This window comes from uncultured Phascolarctobacterium sp. (assembly GCF_905212365.1).
GTDB lineage: Bacteria > Bacillota > Negativicutes > Acidaminococcales > Acidaminococcaceae > Phascolarctobacterium_A.
Genome location: NZ_CAJMEH010000020.1, coordinates 1 through 17,957 on the forward strand (window position 1 = coordinate 1; position 17,957 = coordinate 17,957).

29 protein-coding genes and 1 tRNA gene are annotated in these 17,957 nt (G+C 47.1%); 28 read left to right on the top strand and 2 right to left on the bottom strand.

The genetic code is table 11. From position 1 onward, the window contains the following. Nucleotides 1-164: 164 nt before the first annotated feature. A tRNA-Arg gene (locus QZ105_RS04775) sits at nt 165-241 on the bottom strand. 276 nt (nt 242-517) lie between these two features. On the opposite strand from QZ105_RS04775, the gene QZ105_RS04780 reads away from it, so the two are divergent. Continuing rightward, nucleotides 518-1,960: a sodium:solute symporter family protein gene (locus QZ105_RS04780; protein ID WP_293728715.1), complete on the top strand. Its 1,443-nt coding sequence runs from the start codon at nt 518-520 to the stop codon at nt 1,958-1,960. Between the two features lie 143 nt (nt 1,961-2,103). Here the strand turns inward: QZ105_RS04780 and QZ105_RS10540 are convergent, their stop codons facing one another. Beyond that, complete coding sequence (locus tag QZ105_RS10540; protein ID WP_366935985.1) at nt 2,104-2,226, bottom strand: LytTR family transcriptional regulator DNA-binding domain-containing protein; 123 nt, start codon at nt 2,224-2,226, stop codon at nt 2,104-2,106. A 509-nt stretch (nt 2,227-2,735) separates the two neighbouring features. On the opposite strand from QZ105_RS10540, the gene QZ105_RS04785 reads away from it, so the two are divergent. The 27 genes from QZ105_RS04785 (at nt 2,736) to secY (ending at nt 17,957) form a co-directional block, all read left to right on the top strand. Then, entirely contained in the window at nt 2,736-2,987 is a 252-nt protein-coding gene (locus QZ105_RS04785; protein ID WP_293728716.1) for a ribosomal L7Ae/L30e/S12e/Gadd45 family protein, read from the top strand. 68 nt (nt 2,988-3,055) lie between these two features. Continuing rightward, on the top strand, nt 3,056-3,436 hold the full coding sequence (rpsL, locus tag QZ105_RS04790; protein WP_009144758.1) for a 30S ribosomal protein S12: 381 nt from the start codon (nt 3,056-3,058) through the stop codon (nt 3,434-3,436). 46 nt (nt 3,437-3,482) lie between these two features. Further along, nucleotides 3,483-3,953, top strand: coding sequence for a 30S ribosomal protein S7 (gene rpsG / locus QZ105_RS04795; protein ID WP_009144757.1), 471 nt, complete (start codon nt 3,483-3,485; stop codon nt 3,951-3,953). A gap of 36 nt (nt 3,954-3,989) precedes the next feature. Next, nucleotides 3,990-6,092, top strand: coding sequence for an elongation factor G (gene fusA / locus QZ105_RS04800; RefSeq protein WP_293728717.1), 2,103 nt, complete (start codon nt 3,990-3,992; stop codon nt 6,090-6,092). A gap of 36 nt (nt 6,093-6,128) precedes the next feature. Then, nucleotides 6,129-7,319, top strand: coding sequence for an elongation factor Tu (tuf, locus tag QZ105_RS04805; protein WP_293728718.1), 1,191 nt, complete (start codon nt 6,129-6,131; stop codon nt 7,317-7,319). A 185-nt stretch (nt 7,320-7,504) separates the two neighbouring features. After that, the gene (gene rpsJ, locus QZ105_RS04810; RefSeq protein WP_277247731.1) at nt 7,505-7,816 is read left to right on the top strand and encodes a 30S ribosomal protein S10; all 312 of its coding nucleotides are present in this window, start codon (nt 7,505-7,507) and stop codon (nt 7,814-7,816) included. 15 nt (nt 7,817-7,831) lie between these two features. After that, the gene (gene rplC / locus QZ105_RS04815) at nt 7,832-8,476 is read left to right on the top strand and encodes a 50S ribosomal protein L3 (RefSeq protein ID WP_293728719.1); all 645 of its coding nucleotides are present in this window, start codon (nt 7,832-7,834) and stop codon (nt 8,474-8,476) included. 29 nt (nt 8,477-8,505) lie between these two features. After that, nucleotides 8,506-9,132 carry a 50S ribosomal protein L4 gene (gene rplD, locus QZ105_RS04820; protein ID WP_293728720.1) on the top strand — a complete coding sequence of 209 codons (627 nt, stop codon included), beginning with the start codon at nt 8,506-8,508 and terminating at the stop codon, nt 9,130-9,132. Further along, nucleotides 9,132-9,422 (top strand): 50S ribosomal protein L23, encoded by a 291-nt coding sequence (gene rplW, locus QZ105_RS04825; RefSeq protein WP_293728721.1) that lies wholly within the window; start codon nt 9,132-9,134, stop codon nt 9,420-9,422. Before rplD ends, rplW begins: the two co-directional genes overlap by 1 nt. Nucleotides 9,423-9,449: 27 nt before the next feature. Beyond that, nucleotides 9,450-10,280 carry a 50S ribosomal protein L2 gene (rplB, locus tag QZ105_RS04830; protein WP_293728722.1) on the top strand — a complete coding sequence of 277 codons (831 nt, stop codon included), beginning with the start codon at nt 9,450-9,452 and terminating at the stop codon, nt 10,278-10,280. Between the two features lie 31 nt (nt 10,281-10,311). After that, nucleotides 10,312-10,587: a 30S ribosomal protein S19 gene (gene rpsS / locus QZ105_RS04835; RefSeq protein WP_293728723.1), complete on the top strand. Its 276-nt coding sequence runs from the start codon at nt 10,312-10,314 to the stop codon at nt 10,585-10,587. A gap of 21 nt (nt 10,588-10,608) precedes the next feature. Continuing rightward, nucleotides 10,609-10,941: a 50S ribosomal protein L22 gene (gene rplV / locus QZ105_RS04840; RefSeq protein WP_293728724.1), complete on the top strand. Its 333-nt coding sequence runs from the start codon at nt 10,609-10,611 to the stop codon at nt 10,939-10,941. Nucleotides 10,942-10,968: 27 nt separating this feature from the next. Next, a complete protein-coding gene (rpsC, locus tag QZ105_RS04845; RefSeq protein ID WP_293728725.1) occupies nt 10,969-11,637 on the top strand; it encodes a 30S ribosomal protein S3 in 669 nt (222 codons plus the stop codon). Between the two features lie 6 nt (nt 11,638-11,643). Then, nucleotides 11,644-12,096 carry a 50S ribosomal protein L16 gene (gene rplP, locus QZ105_RS04850; protein ID WP_293728726.1) on the top strand — a complete coding sequence of 151 codons (453 nt, stop codon included), beginning with the start codon at nt 11,644-11,646 and terminating at the stop codon, nt 12,094-12,096. After that, a complete protein-coding gene (gene rpmC, locus QZ105_RS04855; RefSeq protein WP_009145393.1) occupies nt 12,096-12,290 on the top strand; it encodes a 50S ribosomal protein L29 in 195 nt (64 codons plus the stop codon). Before rplP ends, rpmC begins: the two co-directional genes overlap by 1 nt. A gap of 32 nt (nt 12,291-12,322) precedes the next feature. After that, nucleotides 12,323-12,583, top strand: a complete 261-nt coding sequence (gene rpsQ, locus QZ105_RS04860; RefSeq protein WP_293728727.1) for a 30S ribosomal protein S17 — start codon at nt 12,323-12,325, stop codon at nt 12,581-12,583. Between the two features lie 39 nt (nt 12,584-12,622). Continuing rightward, complete coding sequence (gene rplN, locus QZ105_RS04865) at nt 12,623-12,991, top strand: 50S ribosomal protein L14 (protein ID WP_293728728.1); 369 nt, start codon at nt 12,623-12,625, stop codon at nt 12,989-12,991. A 37-nt stretch (nt 12,992-13,028) separates the two neighbouring features. Then, a complete protein-coding gene (rplX, locus tag QZ105_RS04870; RefSeq protein ID WP_293728729.1) occupies nt 13,029-13,358 on the top strand; it encodes a 50S ribosomal protein L24 in 330 nt (109 codons plus the stop codon). A gap of 27 nt (nt 13,359-13,385) precedes the next feature. Further along, on the top strand, nt 13,386-13,931 hold the full coding sequence (gene rplE / locus QZ105_RS04875) for a 50S ribosomal protein L5 (protein ID WP_293728730.1): 546 nt from the start codon (nt 13,386-13,388) through the stop codon (nt 13,929-13,931). Nucleotides 13,932-13,947: 16 nt separating this feature from the next. Continuing rightward, a complete protein-coding gene (locus tag QZ105_RS04880; protein WP_293728731.1) occupies nt 13,948-14,133 on the top strand; it encodes a type Z 30S ribosomal protein S14 in 186 nt (61 codons plus the stop codon). Between the two features lie 31 nt (nt 14,134-14,164). Next, nucleotides 14,165-14,563 carry a 30S ribosomal protein S8 gene (gene rpsH, locus QZ105_RS04885; RefSeq protein ID WP_293728732.1) on the top strand — a complete coding sequence of 133 codons (399 nt, stop codon included), beginning with the start codon at nt 14,165-14,167 and terminating at the stop codon, nt 14,561-14,563. 27 nt (nt 14,564-14,590) lie between these two features. After that, nucleotides 14,591-15,139 (top strand): 50S ribosomal protein L6, encoded by a 549-nt coding sequence (rplF, locus tag QZ105_RS04890; protein WP_293728733.1) that lies wholly within the window; start codon nt 14,591-14,593, stop codon nt 15,137-15,139. A 25-nt stretch (nt 15,140-15,164) separates the two neighbouring features. Further along, nucleotides 15,165-15,527, top strand: coding sequence for a 50S ribosomal protein L18 (gene rplR, locus QZ105_RS04895; protein ID WP_366935986.1), 363 nt, complete (start codon nt 15,165-15,167; stop codon nt 15,525-15,527). Nucleotides 15,528-15,544: 17 nt separating this feature from the next. Further along, nucleotides 15,545-16,045, top strand: coding sequence for a 30S ribosomal protein S5 (gene rpsE / locus QZ105_RS04900; RefSeq protein WP_293728735.1), 501 nt, complete (start codon nt 15,545-15,547; stop codon nt 16,043-16,045). A 13-nt stretch (nt 16,046-16,058) separates the two neighbouring features. Next, a complete protein-coding gene (gene rpmD / locus QZ105_RS04905; protein ID WP_293728736.1) occupies nt 16,059-16,238 on the top strand; it encodes a 50S ribosomal protein L30 in 180 nt (59 codons plus the stop codon). A gap of 20 nt (nt 16,239-16,258) precedes the next feature. Further along, nucleotides 16,259-16,699, top strand: a complete 441-nt coding sequence (rplO, locus tag QZ105_RS04910) for a 50S ribosomal protein L15 (RefSeq protein WP_293728737.1) — start codon at nt 16,259-16,261, stop codon at nt 16,697-16,699. 1 nt (nt 16,700) lies between these two features. Beyond that, nucleotides 16,701-17,957, top strand: a complete 1,257-nt coding sequence (secY, locus tag QZ105_RS04915) for a preprotein translocase subunit SecY (RefSeq protein ID WP_293728738.1) — start codon at nt 16,701-16,703, stop codon at nt 17,955-17,957.

Consider the following 17,957-nt stretch of genomic DNA (forward strand, 5'->3'; position numbering starts at 1 on the left):
AAATTAACCCATGCTTCCCTTGAAAGAGAGAAACATGGGTTTTTCTACAGTCTGAAACCGTTACTAAATATAGTAACGGTTAATTTACAACATGGTGTGTTTGCTTGATGTATGAGGGAAAAAGAAAACCGTTACTTCTGTAGTAACGGTTTTATAAACTATAATGGTGACCTCAGCAGGACTCGAACCTGCGACCTTTTGATTCGTAGTCAAACGCTCTATCCAGCTGAGCTATGAGGCCAACAACATGGTTAATTATAACTAGGAGCGACGTTTTTGTCAATACTTTTTTGTGAAAATTTATTGACGAAATTTTTGCGATGGTCTATAATTTAGCTAATGTCTGTATTATTGCTATGCAGTGAGCATCAAGAGGTTTATATGGGGCTTTTATGGGGATGATTGTTAGTATAAACGGTGCGAGCGCATAATAATGAATACAAATGTCTGCGGCATATATGCTGTTAAAGGCTGCACGATTAGGCCCATATGGGGCGGCACAGAGGTGTCCGTCAGTATGGGCGTTGTATTTTTTGACAGTCGTATATATTTTGAAGGAGGATTTTTCGTGCCCGTTTCCCTGGTTATTTTAATATTGTATATTGTTGCTCTGTTCGGCATTTCTTGGTTTGCTAAGAAACGCAGCGAAGGCAACAATGAGAATTTTGCTTTGGCCGGACGTAAGCTGTCCGCTCCTTTGATTTGCGTAACCATTATCGGTCTGGCGGTCGGCGGCGCGTCGACTATCGGCGTTTCAGAGCATGCCTTCCGCGTAGGCCTGAGCGCAGGCTGGTACACTATCGCCTGGGCCTTGGGCGCTATTGTTATGGGCTTGTTTATGGCCAAAAAATATCGCGAGCAGAATATAACGACGATTACTGAGCTTATTGAACGCCATCATGGTACCAGCGCGGTAATTTTGGGCGTGTTCTGCCAGATTGTTATTCAGCTGGTTATTATTTCCTTGCAGTATATTGCCGGAGGCAGTATTCTGCACGCTATTCTGCCAGATATTTTTGATTTTAAAACTGGCATGATTGTCAGCGCTATTACCTTTATCGGCATTACTTTTATCGGCGGCATGTGGTCCGCTTCTCTTTCCAATGTACTGAACATCATTCTGATTTATGCCGGTATTTTGGCCGCTACGGTAATTCAGTTTAAAAAAATCGGCACAATGGAGCATCTGGCTGCGGCGCTGCCGACCAATGTGCCCTGGTTCAGCTTTATCGACGGCGTGGGCCCTGTGACTATTACCAGCTGGGTGGTTACGCTGATTACGGTAAACCTTTCCCTGCAAAGCATTCTGCAAATTTCTTTGGGTGCTAAGGATGCGGCGACGGCTAAAAAGGGCTTTGTCTGGGGCGGCATTTTGATGCTGCCTGTAGGCGTGCTGGCAGCTTTTCTGGGCATTGTGGCTAAGGCTATGTATCCTGACGCGCAGGCTGCGCTGGCATTGCCCCAGGTTATCGTGGGCCTGCAGCCGGTGTTAGCCGGTATTACACTGGCGGCTTTGTGGGCTGCCGACGTATCCACGGCCTGCAATTTGCTGCTGAGCGCAGGCACGCTGTTTTCCAGCGATATTTACAAGCGTTTTATCAATCCGTCCTGCGACAGTTCCCGTCAGTTGCTGATGACTCGTCTGTGCGTTATGATCAGCGGCATTCTGACCTTGGGACTGGCGATGAGCGTTTCCAGTATTTTGGGTACGATTATGATTGGCCTGTCGCTGACTGCGGCCTTCAGCGTTATTGTTATCGTGGCGCTGTTTATGCCCAAATACACTTCTAAAGCCGCAGGCTTTTGGACGCTGCTGGCAGGCCTGGTTCTGCTGATTTTGTGGCAGCTTACTCCGGCAGTACGCATTTTCCCCAATGTTATTTATATGGAATGGCTGGTATGCATCGCCGCTTACGTTATCGTTGCTCTTATCAGCCCAGCTAAAAAGCAGGCGGAATAATATTGTCCTGTGAATAAAAACGAGGAGCTGCTTCACATGTGGAGCGGCTTCTTTTACTTTATCTGTTGCTTCTGCCGAATGGCATTGGACGGCGGCCTTATTTTTCTGGCTGCGGTTCCGTGCTTTTCATCAGAAGCAGTTTTTTATTGCAGTGTATTTTTTTCGGGGATGGGCAGCTCCGTTCCGCCCGTAAGAGTCACGGCGAAGCGGCGGATTTTCTGCACATGCGCGGGGTTGATTAAGTAGCTGGCATGGATGCGTAGCAAAAATCAGGATAACTTTGCTCAAAGTCCGGCAGCCTCCCGTTTATGTCAATACTGCCGCTGTCTGTATGTATGCGCAGACGTGCGGCGCGTTTGATAATCTGCCTTACTTGCCTGTATAGGCAAATTCAGCTAACTACTATGATAATTATGAGCTGCCTGAGCTGGCGCTTGATGCGGCGGAAGAGGAGCTGCAGGTTGAGTAATTGAATACGTTAAAGCTATGGCGGAGACAAGTTCTCCGCCTGTTTTTTTGTAAAAAAACTGTGAAATATACGGAGCGGATTGCGCAGCGCGAGGCATTGCGGAAGATATTTTTAGTCGCGCAAATAGCTGGCAGACGTATTGCGAAACACTTGGAAGCGTGGAAAGCAAGAAGCCCATTGATACAGTAAAAAAGGCGCTTGAAAAATTGCCTTTTTTTAACAAAAAGTGTTGACACGCTTTGTTTAAGATGTTACAATATACCAGTATCGCGGGTGAGCTATGCGCTCTATGAAGGAGGTAACCTGATGACGCTTGAAGCTTTAAAGCAAGCTGAGCAGCGGACGGTCGGCGTAAAGCAGACGGAAAAAGCTGTGGCAAGACAAGCGGCGAAGCTGGTCTACATCGCTGTTGATGCGGACGAGCGCGTTACCGGGAAATTGCTCGCGCTGTGCCGGGAAAACAATGTGCCTTCTGTTACGACGGAAAGCATGGCGGATATCGGACGGGCGTGCGGCATTAACGTCAAGGCTGCTGCTGCCGCAATACTCAAAGCTTGATAAGGGCTTGGCGCAAGCTGAGTTTTTATAATCATTAAAATCTAATTGTTTGGAAAGGAGGTGCCGATATGCCTACAATTAACCAACTGGTACGCAAAGGCAGAGAAGTTCTGAAAAGCAAATCTACTGCTCCGGCATTGAAAGAATGCCCGCAAAAACGTGGCGTATGCACCCGTGTTTACACCACTACCCCGAAGAAACCTAACTCTGCACTTCGTAAAGTAGCTCGTGTACGTTTAACCAACGGCATCGAGGTTACTGCTTATATCCCGGGTATCGGCCATAATCTTCAGGAACACAGTGTTGTTCTGATCAGAGGCGGAAGAGTCAAGGACCTTCCTGGTGTGCGTTACCATATCATTCGCGGTGCTCTTGATACTGCAGGCGTTGCTAACCGCAACCAATCTCGCTCTAAGTACGGCGCAAAACGTGCTAAAGCAAAGAAATAATTTCAAGAAAACATTAAGAATGATTTGATCCTAAGGAGGGAAACACATGCCGAGAAAAGGCCCTGTAACTAAAAGAGACGTACTGCCGGATCCGGTGTACGGTTCTAAACTTTTAACTAGATTTATTAACAAAATTATGCTCGACGGCAAAAAAGGCGTTGCTGAGCGTATCGTATATGATGCATTCGATCTGGTTCGTGCAAAAACTGGCAAGGATCCTTTGGAAGTATTCGATGCTGCTATGCAGAACGTAATGCCGCTGCTGGAAGTTCGTGCTCGCCGTGTTGGTGGCGCTAACTATCAGGTTCCGGTAGAAGTGCGCGCTGACCGTAAAACCACTCTGGGTATTCGCTGGCTGGTAAACTATTCTCGTCTGCGTGGCGAAAGAACCATGTACGAGCGCGTTGCCGGTGAAATCATGGATGCATCCAATGGCACTGGCGCAGCCGTTAAGAAACGCGAAGATACCCACAAAATGGCAGAAGCAAACAAGGCATTTGCTCATTACCGCTGGTAATGGCCTGACTCAGTTATTTTGAGGAGGATTTAAAAAGTGGGCAGATTAATTCCGCTTGAGAGAACTAGAAATATCGGCATCATGGCTCACATCGATGCTGGTAAAACCACCACCACCGAACGTATTCTGTTCTATACCGGCAGAGTACACAAGATCGGTGAAACCCACGAAGGTGCCGCTACCATGGACTGGATGGTTCAGGAGCAGGAACGCGGTATTACCATTACTTCTGCTGCTACCACCTGCTATTGGGAAGGTTCTGAGCACCAATTCGACAAGCACCGCATTAACATCATCGATACTCCGGGCCACGTTGACTTCACTGTAGAGGTTGAACGTTCCCTGCGCGTACTTGATGGTTCCGTTGCAGTTTTCTGCGCTAAGGGCGGTGTTGAGCCTCAGTCCGAAACCGTATGGCGTCAGGCTGACAAGTATCATGTACCCCGTATGGCGTATGTAAACAAAATGGATATTACCGGCGCTGACTTCTATCGCGTAATCGATATGATGAAAACCCGCCTGAATGCCAACGCAGTTCCCATTCAGCTGCCTATCGGCTTTGAAGATACCTTCCAAGGCATGGTAGACCTGATTAAAATGAGAGCTATCGTTTATGATGATGCGCTGGGCAAGGAAGAAGAATTCATCGAGATTCCCGAAGATATGAAGGAAAAAGCTGAAGAATACCGTGCAGCTTTGATTGAGGCAGTTGCTGAAGGCGACGACGAGCTGATGATGAAATACCTGGAAGGCGAAGAGCTGACCGAGGAAGAGATTCTGGCTGGTATCCGCAAACAAACCATTGCCTGCAAGATGACTCCGGTATGCTGCGGTTCTTCTTATAAGAATAAAGGCGTACAGCCGATGCTGGATGCCGTAATCCAATTCATGCCCGCTCCTACCGATATTCCGAATATCAAAGGCGTAAATCCTGACACCGGCGAAGAAGACGAGCGTCCGTCCAGCGACGAGGCTCCGTTCTCCGCACTGGCCTTCAAGATTGCTACCGACCCCTTCGTTGGTAAGCTGGCATTCTTCCGTGTATATTCCGGTACCCTGACCGCCGGCTCTTATGTGTACAACTCTACTAAGGGCAAACGCGAGCGTATCGGCCGTATCCTGCAAATGCACGCTAACCACCGTGAAGAAATCGAACAGGTTTACTCCGGTGATATCGCAGCTGCTGTAGGCTTAAAAGACACCACCACTGGTGATACCCTCTGCGATGAGAAAAACGAGATCATTCTGGAATCCATGGTATTCCCTGATCCTGTAATCTCCGTTGCAGTTGAACCTAAAACTAAAGCTGACCAGGAAAAAATGGGCATTGCCCTGCAAAAACTGGCAGAAGAAGATCCGACCTTCCGTGTTCACACTGATCCGGAAACCTCCCAGACCATTATTTCCGGTATGGGCGAGCTGCACCTAGACATCATTGTTGACCGTCTGCTGCGCGAATTCAAGGTAGGCTGCACTGTTGGTAATCCGCAGGTTGCTTATCGCGAAACCATTCGCAAGGCTGTTAAGTCTGAAGGCAAGTTTGTTCGTCAGTCCGGCGGTAAAGGCCAATACGGTCATTGCTGGCTGGAAATCACCCCGCGTGAGCCTGGTGAAGGCTTCCTGTTCGAAAACAAGGTTGTCGGCGGCGCTATTCCTAAGGAATACATCGCTCCTATCGAAGCAGGCGTTAAGGAAGCTATGGAAAACGGCGTAGTTGCCGGTTATCCGATGGTTGACATTGCCGTTTCTGTATATGATGGTTCTTACCATGAAGTCGACTCTTCTGAAATGGCCTTCAAGATTGCTGGTTCCATGGGCTTCAGAGCCGGCGCTGAAAAAGCAAATCCGGTTATCCTTGAACCTTACATGAAAGTCGAAGTTACCGTTCCTGAAGAATACATGGGCGACGTAATTGGCGACATCAACTCTCGCCGTGGTCGTATCGACGGTATGGAAGCTCGTAACGGCGCTCAGGTTATCAGCGCATTCGTTCCGCTGGCTGAAATGTTCGGCTATGCAACCGACCTGCGCAGCAAGACCCAGGGCCGCGGCAACTACTCTATGGAAGTAGACCATTACGAAGACGTACCTAGAAACATTGCTGAAGCAATCATTGCTAAAAACAAAGGCACTAACTAAGCCTAGTTTTAACAAAACCTAAGGAGGAAATTCACAATGGCAAAAGCTAAATATGAAAGAACTAAACCGCATCTGAATATCGGCACCATCGGTCACGTTGACCATGGCAAGACCACACTGACCGCAGCAATCACCAAAGTATTGGCAGCACGCGGCGGCGCAGAATTCATGGATTACTCCATGATCGATAAAGCTCCGGAAGAACGCGAGCGCGGCATCACCATCAACACCGCGCACGTTGAATATGAAACCGCAACCCGTCACTATGCGCACGTTGACTGCCCGGGCCATGCTGACTATGTAAAGAACATGATCACCGGCGCAGCTCAGATGGACGGCGCTATCCTGGTAGTATCCGCTGCTGACGGCCCGATGCCCCAGACCCGTGAGCACATCCTGCTGGCCCGCCAAGTAGGCGTACCTGCAATGGTAGTATTCCTGAATAAAGTAGATATGGTAGACGACGAAGAGCTGCTGGAACTGGTAGAAATGGAAGTTCGCGAACTGCTGAGCTCCTATGACTTCCCCGGCGACGATATTCCTGTAGTAGCAGGCTCCGCACTGAAAGCTCTGGAAGGCGACGCTAAATACGAAGAAAAGATCATGGAACTGATGGACGCAGTAGACAGCTACATTCCGCTGCCTGAGCGCGCAACCGACAAGCCGTTCCTGATGCCCGTCGAGGACGTATTCACCATCACCGGCCGCGGCACCGTAGCAACCGGTCGTGTAGAGCGCGGTACCGTAAAAGTAGGCGACACCGTAGAAATCGTTGGTATGAAGGACGAGAAGAAATCTACCGTAGTAACCGGCGTAGAAATGTTCCGCAAGCTGTTGGACGAAGCAGTAGCCGGCGATAACATCGGCTGCCTGCTGCGCGGCGTAGATCGTAAAGAAATCGAACGCGGCCAGGTACTGGCAAAACCGAACAGCATTCATCCGCACACCAAATTCAAAGGCGAAGTATATGTACTGACCAAAGAAGAAGGCGGCCGTCATACTCCGTTCTTCAACGGCTATCGTCCGCAATTCTATTTCCGTACTACCGACGTAACTGGCGTAACCGAGCTGCCAGAAGGCGTAGAGATGGTAATGCCTGGCGATAACGTAACCATGGAAGTAGAGCTGATCACCCCGATCGCAATTGAAAAAGGTCTGCGTTTCGCTATTCGTGAAGGCGGCCGTACCGTTGGCGCCGGCGTTGTTTCCGAAGTAGAAGAAGTATAATTTACCAAGTAATTTATTTTAGTTAGATCCCTGGTATGAGGGGGGCTAAAAGGACCCCCTCATATTCTTATGTTTGTTGGTATGGCCCTGCGATGATGTGAAAGGTTGCTTGCCTGTTAGACAGGGAGATTTTCACGGAGTATGTCCGTTCATAGAAACTGGGCGATTTAGGAGGATATTTTTTAATGGCTAAGTCTCAGAAGATTAGAATACGCCTGAAAGCGTATGACCACAAAGCACTGGATCAAAGTGCTACCAAGATCGTAGAAACTGCAAAACGTACCGGCGCTCAGGTTTCCGGTCCGATTCCCCTTCCTACTGAAAAAAATATTTACACTATTCTGCGTTCCCCACATGTAAACAAAGATTCCCGTGAGCAATTTGAAATGCGTACTCACAAAAGACTTGTAGACATTCTGGAACCCACCGCTAAGACCGTTGACGCCCTGATGCGTTTGGATCTTCCCGCTGGCGTAGATATCGAAATTAAACTGTAAGGAGGAGGTGCAATAATGGCTAAAGGTATCTTAGGCAAAAAACTGGGCATGACCCAAATTTTTGAAGCTGACGGACGACTGATTCCTGTAACTGTTGTAGAAGCAGGTCCCTGCGTTGTACTTCAAAACAAAACCGAAGAAACAGACGGTTATAATGCTGTTCAACTTGGTTTTGGTGAAATTAAAGAAAAACATACCACCAAACCGATGAAAGGCCATTTTGACAAAGCTGGCGTTGCGCCGGTTAAGTTTGTCAGAGAATTGCGTTTGTCTGCTCCTTCTGAATATACAATCGGTCAAAAAGTTACCGCTGACATTTTCGCTGACGGCGAGTTGATCGATGCAAGCGGCGTTTCCCGCGGCAAAGGTTTTGCAGGCACTATTAAGCGCCACAATTTCTCTCGCGGACCTATGAAACATGGTTCTAAATCTCACCGTGAACCCGGTTCTATGGGCCCCATGCATTCTGGTCCTGGCGGTCGCGTAATTAAAGGCAAAAAACTGCCTGGCCGTATGGGTAACCAAAATGTAACCGTTCAACGCCTGACTATCGTTAAGGTCGACGTAGAACGTAATCTTATTCTGGTTAAAGGCGCTATCCCGGGCGCTGCTGGTTCTTACGTAGTTTTGAAAGAAACTGTAAAACCTAACAAAAAATAAGATAAGCGAAAGAAAGGAGGATGCTTCTAATGCCGAAGTTATCAGTATATAATCTGGCCGGTGAAGTTGCCGGTGAAATAGAATTAAATGATTCCGTATTTGGCGCTGAGTTCAATGAAGCTGTAGTACATCAAGCAGTTGTAATGCAGCTGGCAAACCAACGCCAAGGTACTTCCGCAACCAAGACCCGCGGTCTTGTTCGTGGCGGCGGCCGTAAGCCTTGGAAACAAAAAGGCACTGGTCGTGCTCGTTGCGGCTCCAACCGTTCTCCTGTATGGGTAGGTGGCGGTACCACTTTTGGCCCCCAACCCCGCAGCTATGCTAAGAAAATGCCCCGCAAAGCCCGTCGTCTGGCTCTGTGCTGCGCACTGTCTGCAAAAGTTGCAGCTGGCGAACTGGTAGTAGTTGAAGGCTTGGCTTTCGACGCTCCCAAAACCAAACAAGTAGCTTCTCTGCTGAAAACCTTTGAAGCTGCTGACAAGAAGGCTCTGCTGATTACCGATGGTTCCAACGAAAACGTTGCTCTTTCCGCACGCAATATGCCGAAAGTAACCACTATCACCAACATGGGCCTGAACTGCTTTGATATCCTGAACAGCAACAAGGTATTCCTTGCTAAAGATGTTGTAGAAAAAATTGAGGAGGTGCTCGCATAATGGCTGCTAATCCTCGCGATTTACTGCTTCGCCCCATCATCACTGAAAAAACTTCTCAAATGATGCAGGAGAACAAATATACCTTCCAGGTTCCTCTGGATGCTAATAAAGTAGAAATTCGTCAAGCTGTTGAAGCAGTTTTTGGCGTAAAAGTAGTGAATGTTAACACTATCCGCGTTATGGGAAAAACCAAACGCGTGGGTAAATATGTTGGCAAACGTTCCGATTATAAGAAAGCAATCGTGAAGCTTGCTGAAGGCAATACGATTCCCCTTTTCGAAGGAATGTAATTAACGTATAACAGGAGGTCAAGTTAAATGGCTATTAAAAGCTTTAATCCGTATTCTCCTTCCAGACGCTTTATTACTGTGTCTGCCTTCGAAGAGATTACGACTGACAAGCCTTACCGCCCGCTTGTTGAGAAACTTGCTAAACATGCTGGCCGTAACAATACCGGTAAGATGACCGTCCGTCACCAAGGCGGCGGCCACAAGAGACAATATCGTATCATTGACTTCAAACGCAACAAAGACGGTATTCCCGCTAAGGTTGCTACCATTGAGTACGATCCTAACCGTAACGCTCGCATTGCTCTGATCAACTATGTTGACGGCGAAAAACGTTACATCATCGCTCCGCTGGATTTGAAGGTTGGCGACGTTGTAGTAAGCGGCGCTGACGCCGACATCAAGACTGGCAACTGCTTGCCGCTGAAAAACATTCCCTTGGGTACTATGGTACACAACGTGGAAATGAAGATCGGCAAAGGCGGCCAAATGGCTCGCAGTGCCGGCACCAGCGCTCAGCTGATGGCTAAGGAAGGCGACTACGCTCTGCTGCGTTTGCCCTCCGGCGAAATCCGTAAAGTACATATCAACTGCCGTGCAACCATCGGCCAGGTTGGTAACATTGATGCTGAAAACATCTGCATCGGTAAAGCTGGTCGCAGCCGTTGGCTGGGTATTCGTCCTGCTAACCGCGGCGTTGTAATGAATCCTAACGACCATCCGCACGGCGGCGGCGAAGGCCACTCCCCTGTTGGTCGTAAGCGTCCTGTTACTCCTTGGGGTAAATGTGCATTTGGTACCCGTACTCGCAAAGAGAAAAAAGCTTCTACTAAGTTAATTTTGAAACGTAGAACCAAATAATAGAACAGGATAAAGAAAGGAGGCTAACCTAGTGTCCAGATCAGTTAAAAAAGGACCTTTTGTCCATGCAAGTCTTTTGAAAAAGATTGACGCGCTTAATGCCGCTAATGATAAAAAAGTTGTAAAGACCTGGTCTCGCAGCTCTACTATTATTCCGTCTTTCGTTGGTCACACCATTGCGGTTCATGACGGACGCAAACATGTTCCGGTATTCATCACCGAGGATATGGTAGGCCACAAATTAGGAGAATTTGCTCCTACTCGTACTTACAAAGGTCACGCAGATAAGACCACCGGTTTAAAATAAGGGGAAGGGAGGAACTAAAGAATGGAAGCACAAGCAGTTGCTAAATATATTCGCATTGCTCCGCGCAAACTGCGCATCGTTATCAATCTGATCCGCGGCAAATCCGTTGGTGAAGCATTCGCTATCCTCAAATACACCCCGAAGGTTGGTTCTGAGGTAATCGAAAAGGTTCTGCGCAGCGCAGTAGCCAACGCAGAGCATAACTTTGACATGAACGTGGATAATCTGATCGTATCTTCCTGCTTTGTAGATCAAGGTCCGACCATGAAACGTATTCATCCTCGTTCTCGTGGACAGGCTTTCAAAATTTTGAAACGTTCTAGCCACGTAACCGTAGCTGTTAAAGAAAAATAATATCCCGTCAGAAGGAGGGAAAAGATAGTGGGTCAAAAAGTTAATCCGCATGGTCTTCGCGTTGGCGTTATCAAAGGCTGGGATTCCAAATGGTACGCTGATAAAGACTATGAGAAATACCTGTTAGAAGATATTAAAATCCGTGAGTTCATTAAAGAAAAATTATTCCTGTCCGGTATCTCTAAAGTAGAAATCGAACGCGCCTCCAATAAAGCCCGTATTTCCATCCATACTGCAAAACCTGGTATGGTAATCGGTCGTCAAGGCAGCAACATTGAATTGCTGAAATCTGACCTGAAGAAAATGACGGAAAGCGCTATCGACATCAACATTGTAGAAGTTAAAACCCCGGATATGGACGCAACCTTGGTTGCAGAGAACATTGCAGCACAGCTGGAACGCCGTATCGCTTTCCGTCGTGCTATGAAACAATGCGTTGGCCGCACTATGCGTATGGGCGCTAAGGGTATCAAAATTACCTGCGGCGGTCGTTTGGGCGGCGCTGAAATCGCCCGCAGCGAATCCTATCGCGAAGGCAGCATTCCTCTGCACACTCTGCGCGCTGACATCGATTACGGCACTGCAGAAGCTCATACCACTTATGGCCGCATCGGCGTAAAGGTATGGATCTATAAAGGCGAAGTTCTTCCTGAAAGCAAAGAAGCAGCTAAAACTGCTCCGGCAAAGGAGGCATAATCAGACATGTTATTACCGAAGAGAGTTAAACATCGTAAACAACATAGAGGTCGTATGACTGGCCGTGCTATGCGTGGTAACAAAATTGCTCATGGCGAATTTGGTCTGGTAGCACTGGAGCCCGCTTGGGTAACCAACCGCCAAATCGAGGCAGCTCGTATCGCTATGACTCGTTACATCAAACGTGGCGGTCAAGTTTGGATTCAAATTTTCCCGGACAAACCGATTACTGCAAAACCTGCTGAAACTCGTATGGGTTCTGGTAAAGGTTCTCCGGAATACTGGGTAGCAGTAGTTAAACCTGGCCGTGTACTGTTCGAAATGAACGGGGTTAGCGAAGAGGTTGCTAAAGAAGCAATGCGTCTTGCTAGCCACAAATTGCCGATCAAATGCAAATTTGTGACCAAGGCTCAACAGGAAGCTGAAGCTGCCGCACAAGAAAAGGGTGGTGAAGCTTAATGAAAACAACAGAAATTCGTGAATTGTCTGCTGCTGAGTTAGACACCAAATTGGCAGATTTGAAAGAAGAACTTTTCAATCTGCGTTTTCAAATGGCAACCGGTCAATGTGAAAACCCGATGAAAATTCGTGACGTGAAAAAATCCATTGCCCGTATCAAAACAATCCAGCGTGAACGTGAGCTCAAGGCTTAACTGTTTTGAAGTATAACAAGGAGGAAACAGTCGTGACCGAAGAAAGAAACGCACGTGTTACCCGTATTGGTAAAGTTGTCAGCGATAAAATGCAGAAAACTGTAGTAGTTGCAGTAGAACGTTTCGTTCAGCATCCGCTGTACAAAAAAGGCGTACAACATACTATTAAATTTAAAGCTCATGACGAAAATAACGAAGCACATATCGGCGACGTAGTGCAAATTATGCAAACCCGTCCGCTGTCCAAGGATAAATGCTGGCGCGTTATTGAGATCTTAGAGCGTGCAAAATAATTTTTGCCGATGCTTTAGACCGGCAAGGGAGGGAAATCCATGATACAACAACAAACTATCCTTAATGTTGGTGATAACACCGGCGCTAAGAAGGTTATGTGTATCCGTGTATTAGGCGGTTCTTACCGTAAATATGCTAATATCGGTGACGTTATCGTATGTGCTGTTAAAGATGCATCACCCGGTGGCGTTGTAAAAAAAGGCGACGTAGTTAAAGCAGTTGTTGTTCGTTCCGTAAAGGGTGTTCGTCGTGCAGACGGCTCTTACATCCGCTTCGACGAGAACGCAGCAGTTGTAATCAAAGAAGACAAGAGCCCGCGCGGCACCCGTATTTTTGGGCCTGTTGCCCGCGAACTCCGCGAAAAAGACTTCATGAAAATCATTTCTCTGGCACCGGAAGTGCTGTAAGAAATTAGATAACGCACTATAAGGAGGTGTTCTTGACATGGCAAATGCTGTAAAGCTGCATGTTAAAAAAGGCGATACCGTTCTTGTACTGTCCGGTAAGGATAAGGGCAAGCAAGGTAAGATCGTTGAAGCTCTGCCTAAGAAAGCCAAAGTGGTTGTTGAAGGCGTAAATAAAGTAAAACGTCATACCAAACCGTCTCAGGCAAATCCTCAAGGCGGTATCATTACTAAAGAGGCTCCCATCGCTTCTTCTAAGGTAATGGTTGTATGTCCGGCTTGCAAAAAAGCTACCCGTATTAAAAAGACCGAAGTTGCCGGCGCTTTTGTAAGAGCCTGCAAAAAATGCGGTGAAGTAATCGATAAATAATTTTCCGGGAAAGGAGGAAATAACTGAATGGCAAAGACCAGATTGCAAGAAAAATATTTGTCTGAAGTTGTTAAAGGACTGCAAGACAAATTCCAATATAAAAACGTAATGGAAATCCCTAAGATTGAGAAAGTTGTCATCAACATGGGCGTTGGCGAAGCAGTTGGCAACAGCAAGGCTCTGGAGTCCGCAGTTGCCGATATGACTCAGATCGCAGGTCAGAAACCTGTTATCACCAAAGCAAAAAAATCCATCGCAGCTTTCAAAGTACGTCAAGGTATGCCTTTGGGCGCTAAGGTTACTCTGCGCGGCGACCGTATGTACTATTTCCTTGATAAACTGATGAATCTCGCTCTTCCGCGCGTACGTGACTTCCGCGGTGTTAGCGCTACTGCTTTCGACGGCCGTGGTAACTACGCACTGGGCCTGAAAGAACAATTGATTTTCCCGGAAATCGAATACGATAAGATCGATAAAGTTCGTGGCATGGATATCATCATTGTAACTACCGCTAAGACTGACGAGGAAGCTAGAGAATTGCTCAAACTCCTCGGAATGCCGTTCGGCGCATAAGTGAGGAGGGAATACCGTGGCTAAAAAAGCCCTGATTGAAAAATGGAAAGGCGAGCCTAAGTACGAAGTTCGCCAATATAATCGCTGCAAGGTATGCGGCAGACCTCATGGCTATATGCGTAAATTTGGCCTCTGCCGTATCTGCTTCCGTGAATATGCTTACAAAGGCGCTATTCCGGGCGTAACTAAAGCAAGCTGGTAAGATAGACAACAAGGAAGGAGGGTATTTAAGTATGGTAATGACTGACCCGATTGCTGATATGCTTACCCGTATTCGTAATGCAAATTCAGTTCATCACGATAGAGTTGAAATCCCCGGCAGCAAAATTAAGGTTGCTATTGCTGAAATTTTGAAGGCTGAAGGTTTCATTAAAGATTTTGAAGTTATCGCTGACAACAAACAAAACGTTATTAAAGTCAGCCTGAAATACGGTGCTAATAAAGAGAAGGTTATCTCCGGTATTAAACGTATTTCCAAACCCGGTCTGAGAGTTTACTCTCAAAAAGACCAACTGCCTAGAGTCCTCGGAGGTCTGGGTATTGCATTGATTTCTACTTCCCAAGGCTTGATGACCGACAAAGCTGCTCGCAAAGCAGGCTTGGGCGGTGAAGTTCTTGCATACGTATGGTAATACTAAAAAGATAGGAGGTGCTCGTACGTGTCTAGAATTGGTAAGATGCCAATTACTGTTCCCGCTGGTGTAACAGTTACTATTGAAAACAATCATGTGACCGTTAAAGGTCCTAAAGGCGAGCTGGCTCGTCAAATCAATAAAAACATGAAGCTGACCATGGACAATGGTGTTATCACCGTTGAGCGTCCTAACGACGAGAAAGAGAACCGTTCTCTGCATGGCCTGTCCCGTACTCTGATCAACAACATGATCGTAGGCGTAACCCAAGGCTTCAGCAAAACCCTGGAAATCAACGGCGTAGGTTACCGTGCTGCTAAACAAGGCAACAACATCAACTTCACTCTGGGTTTCTCTCACCCGGTTGTTAAAGAGCCGCCTGCTGGTATTACTTTTGAGGTTCCCGCTCCGAACAGAATCGTTGTAAGCGGTGCCGACAAAGAAGTCGTAGGCGCAGTTGCTGCTGAAATCCGTACTTTGCGTCCGCCTGAGCCCTATAAAGGTAAAGGTATCCGTTATGAAGGCGAACATGTTCGTCGTAAGATCGGCAAAGCTGGCGCTAAAGGCAAGAAATAATTTCTAAAAGAAGGGAGTGAAACTCTTGCTTAACAGAGTTGATAAAAACGAGAAACGTCAAAAACGTCATCTCCGTTCTCGTAGATATATTATCGGTACAGCAGAAAGACCTCGTCTGAACGTATACCGTTCCCTGTCCAACATTTATGCACAGGTTATTAACGATGAAACCGGCGAAACCATCGCTGCTGCTAGCACCGTTCAAAAAGATCTGAAAGAAAACTACGGCGGCAATATTGAAGCTGCTAAGGCCGTAGGCAAAGCAATCGCTGAAAAGGCACTGGCTAAAGGCGTTAAAGAGGTAGTATTCGATCGTGGCGGTTATCTGTACCACGGCCGTGTTGCTGCTCTGGCAGAAGCTGCCCGCGAAGCTGGCCTTGTATTCTAAGAGAAGGAGGAAATAAAGTGGCGAACTTCGAAAATAAAGAAAACGAATTACAAGAAAGAGTCGTTTTCATCAACCGTGTTGCTAAGGTTGTTAAAGGCGGACGTCGTTTCTCCTTCGCTGCACTTGTTGTTGTAGGTGATGAAAATGGTCATGTAGGCATGGGCCTGGGTAAAGCTGCAGAGGTTCCTGAAGCTATCCGTAAAGGCGTTGAAGACGCTAAGAAAAGCCTGGTTAGCGTACCGCTGGTTGGTACCACCATTCCTCATGAAATCATCGGCGTATTCGGCGCAGGCCGCGTATTCCTGAAACCGGCTAGAGAAGGTACCGGCGTTATCGCTGGCGGCCCGGTTCGTGCCGTTCTGGAGCTGGCTGGCGTTCGTGATATTCTGACTAAATCTCAAGGTTCTTCCAACCCGAACAATATGGTTCGTGCAACCATTGAAGGTCTGAAGGCTTTGAAGAGCGCTGAATCTGTTGCAGCTCTGCGTGGTAAAACCGTAGAAGAATTGTTGGGCTAAGGAGGACTTTGTCATGGCACAAATTAAAATCACTCTGACCCGCAGCTTGATCGGTTACCCGAAAGATCAGCGTGCAACCGTTAAAGCTCTGGGCTTAGGTAAAATCAATACTAATGTTGTTAAAGAAGATACTCCGACTATTCGCGGCATGATTCATAAAGTAGAACATCTCGTGAAAGTTGAAGAAGCGTAAGACAAGGAGGTGTACTGAAGATGAAATTACATGAATTGTCTCCCGCTCCTGGCTCTAAACGTGCAGCAGTTCGCGTAGGCCGTGGCCTGGGTTCCGGCTTGGGCAAAACTTCCGGTAAAGGCCAGAAGGGTCAAAAATCCCGTTCCGGCGGCGTAAAGCGCCCTGGTTTTGAAGGCGGTCAAAGACCTTTGTATCTGCGTCTTCCGAAGCGCGGCTTCTACAATAAATTTGGCAAGGAATATGTTGAAATCAACGTTTCCGTACTCAATCGCTTTGAAGACGGCACCGTTGTTGAACCTGTAATGCTCATCGAAGAAGGTATCGTTAAGAATATTCGCGACGGTATCCGTATTCTTGGCAATGGTGAATTAACCAAAAAGCTTACCGTTCAAGCTATGGGCTTCAGCAAATCCGCTGAAGAGAAAATTATCGCAGCAGGCGGTAAGATTGAGGTGATCTAAAGTGTTAGCAGCCCTCGCAAACATATTTAGAATTACAGAACTCAGGCAAAAAGTTATATTTACTCTCGCCATGTTCATCGTATTCAGGGCTGGAACACATATCCCTGTTCCTGGCGTTAACGCTACAGTAATTGAACAGCTTTTCCGCAGCGGCAATTTGTTTGGACTGTTGGATATGTTCAGCGGCGGCGCCTTGAGCAAATTCTCAATTTTTGCTATGAGTATTACCCCATACATCAATGCTTCAATTATTTTGCAGCTGTTGAAGGTGGTTGTACCGACCTTGGAGCAATGGTCCAAGGAAGGTGAAGAAGGCTATAAGAAAACGACAAAGCTGACCCGTATGCTGACGGTGGCTTTGGCGTTTATCCAAGCCTGCGGTATGGCCTATGGCCTGAAGATGGCGATCAATAACCCCGGAATCATGTCGATTCTGCTGATCGCTTTAACTCTTACGGCAGGCACGGTCTTTCTTATGTGGATTGGTGAGCAGATTACTGCTCGCGGCGTCGGCAACGGTATCTCTCTGATAATCTTTGCCGGTATCGTATCCCGTCTGCCCGACGGCTTAAAAATAATTTTCCAATATTTACAAGCAGGCACGGTTAACATCTTGAACGTAATTTTGTTCGCGGCTATTGCTTTGGCTATGATAGTTTTCGTAATTATTATCTCCCAGGGTATTCGCAAAATTCCCGTTCAATATGCAAAGCGTGTTGTAGGCAAAAAAGCATATGGCGGTCATACAAGCTATATACCTTTAAAGGTTAATCAGGCTGGCGTAATTCCCATCATCTTCGCATCTTCTGTGTTGATGTTTCCGGTAACTATCGCTCAGTTTGTAGACGTTCCCTGGGTTAAAACCATGGGCAAGTGGTTTGAGTGGGGCAGCCCGCTGCAAACTACTCTCTATGTTCTGATGATTTTGTTCTTCACCTATTTCTATACGGCTGTCAGCCTGAACATCGGTGATTTATCGGACAATATTAAAAAGAACGGCGGCTTTATTCCCGGACTTCGTCCCGGTAAGCCTACAACAGATTATCTTGACAGAGTAATGTCCAGAATAACTCTGGCAGGCGCCATCTTCCTCTCATTAATTGCGCTGATGCCTCACGTTATCGGCTGGATAACCCGCATAGATGGTATTTACTTCGGCGGTACTGCTCTTTTGATCGTAGTCGGCGTTGCATTGGATACTATGAAGCAAATAGAGTCTCTGGTACTGATGCGTCATTATCATGGCTTTATGAAATAG

Coding starts and splice junctions, on each gene's coding strand:
- QZ105_RS04780 (WP_293728715.1), top strand. CDS start 518: ATGGGCGTTGTATTTTTTGACAGTCGTATATATTTTGAAGGAGGATTT.
- QZ105_RS04785 (WP_293728716.1), top strand. CDS start 2,736: ATGACGCTTGAAGCTTTAAAGCAAGCTGAGCAGCGGACGGTCGGCGTA.
- rpsL (WP_009144758.1), top strand. CDS start 3,056: ATGCCTACAATTAACCAACTGGTACGCAAAGGCAGAGAAGTTCTGAAA.
- rpsG (WP_009144757.1), top strand. CDS start 3,483: ATGCCGAGAAAAGGCCCTGTAACTAAAAGAGACGTACTGCCGGATCCG.
- tuf (WP_293728718.1), top strand. CDS start 6,129: ATGGCAAAAGCTAAATATGAAAGAACTAAACCGCATCTGAATATCGGC.
- rpsJ (WP_277247731.1), top strand. CDS start 7,505: ATGGCTAAGTCTCAGAAGATTAGAATACGCCTGAAAGCGTATGACCAC.
- rplC (WP_293728719.1), top strand. CDS start 7,832: ATGGCTAAAGGTATCTTAGGCAAAAAACTGGGCATGACCCAAATTTTT.
- rplD (WP_293728720.1), top strand. CDS start 8,506: ATGCCGAAGTTATCAGTATATAATCTGGCCGGTGAAGTTGCCGGTGAA.
- rplW (WP_293728721.1), top strand. CDS start 9,132: ATGGCTGCTAATCCTCGCGATTTACTGCTTCGCCCCATCATCACTGAA.
- rplB (WP_293728722.1), top strand. CDS start 9,450: ATGGCTATTAAAAGCTTTAATCCGTATTCTCCTTCCAGACGCTTTATT.
- rplV (WP_293728724.1), top strand. CDS start 10,609: ATGGAAGCACAAGCAGTTGCTAAATATATTCGCATTGCTCCGCGCAAA.
- rplP (WP_293728726.1), top strand. CDS start 11,644: ATGTTATTACCGAAGAGAGTTAAACATCGTAAACAACATAGAGGTCGT.
- rpmC (WP_009145393.1), top strand. CDS start 12,096: ATGAAAACAACAGAAATTCGTGAATTGTCTGCTGCTGAGTTAGACACC.
- rplN (WP_293728728.1), top strand. CDS start 12,623: ATGATACAACAACAAACTATCCTTAATGTTGGTGATAACACCGGCGCT.
- rplX (WP_293728729.1), top strand. CDS start 13,029: ATGGCAAATGCTGTAAAGCTGCATGTTAAAAAAGGCGATACCGTTCTT.
- rplE (WP_293728730.1), top strand. CDS start 13,386: ATGGCAAAGACCAGATTGCAAGAAAAATATTTGTCTGAAGTTGTTAAA.
- rpsH (WP_293728732.1), top strand. CDS start 14,165: ATGGTAATGACTGACCCGATTGCTGATATGCTTACCCGTATTCGTAAT.
- rpmD (WP_293728736.1), top strand. CDS start 16,059: ATGGCACAAATTAAAATCACTCTGACCCGCAGCTTGATCGGTTACCCG.
- rplO (WP_293728737.1), top strand. CDS start 16,259: ATGAAATTACATGAATTGTCTCCCGCTCCTGGCTCTAAACGTGCAGCA.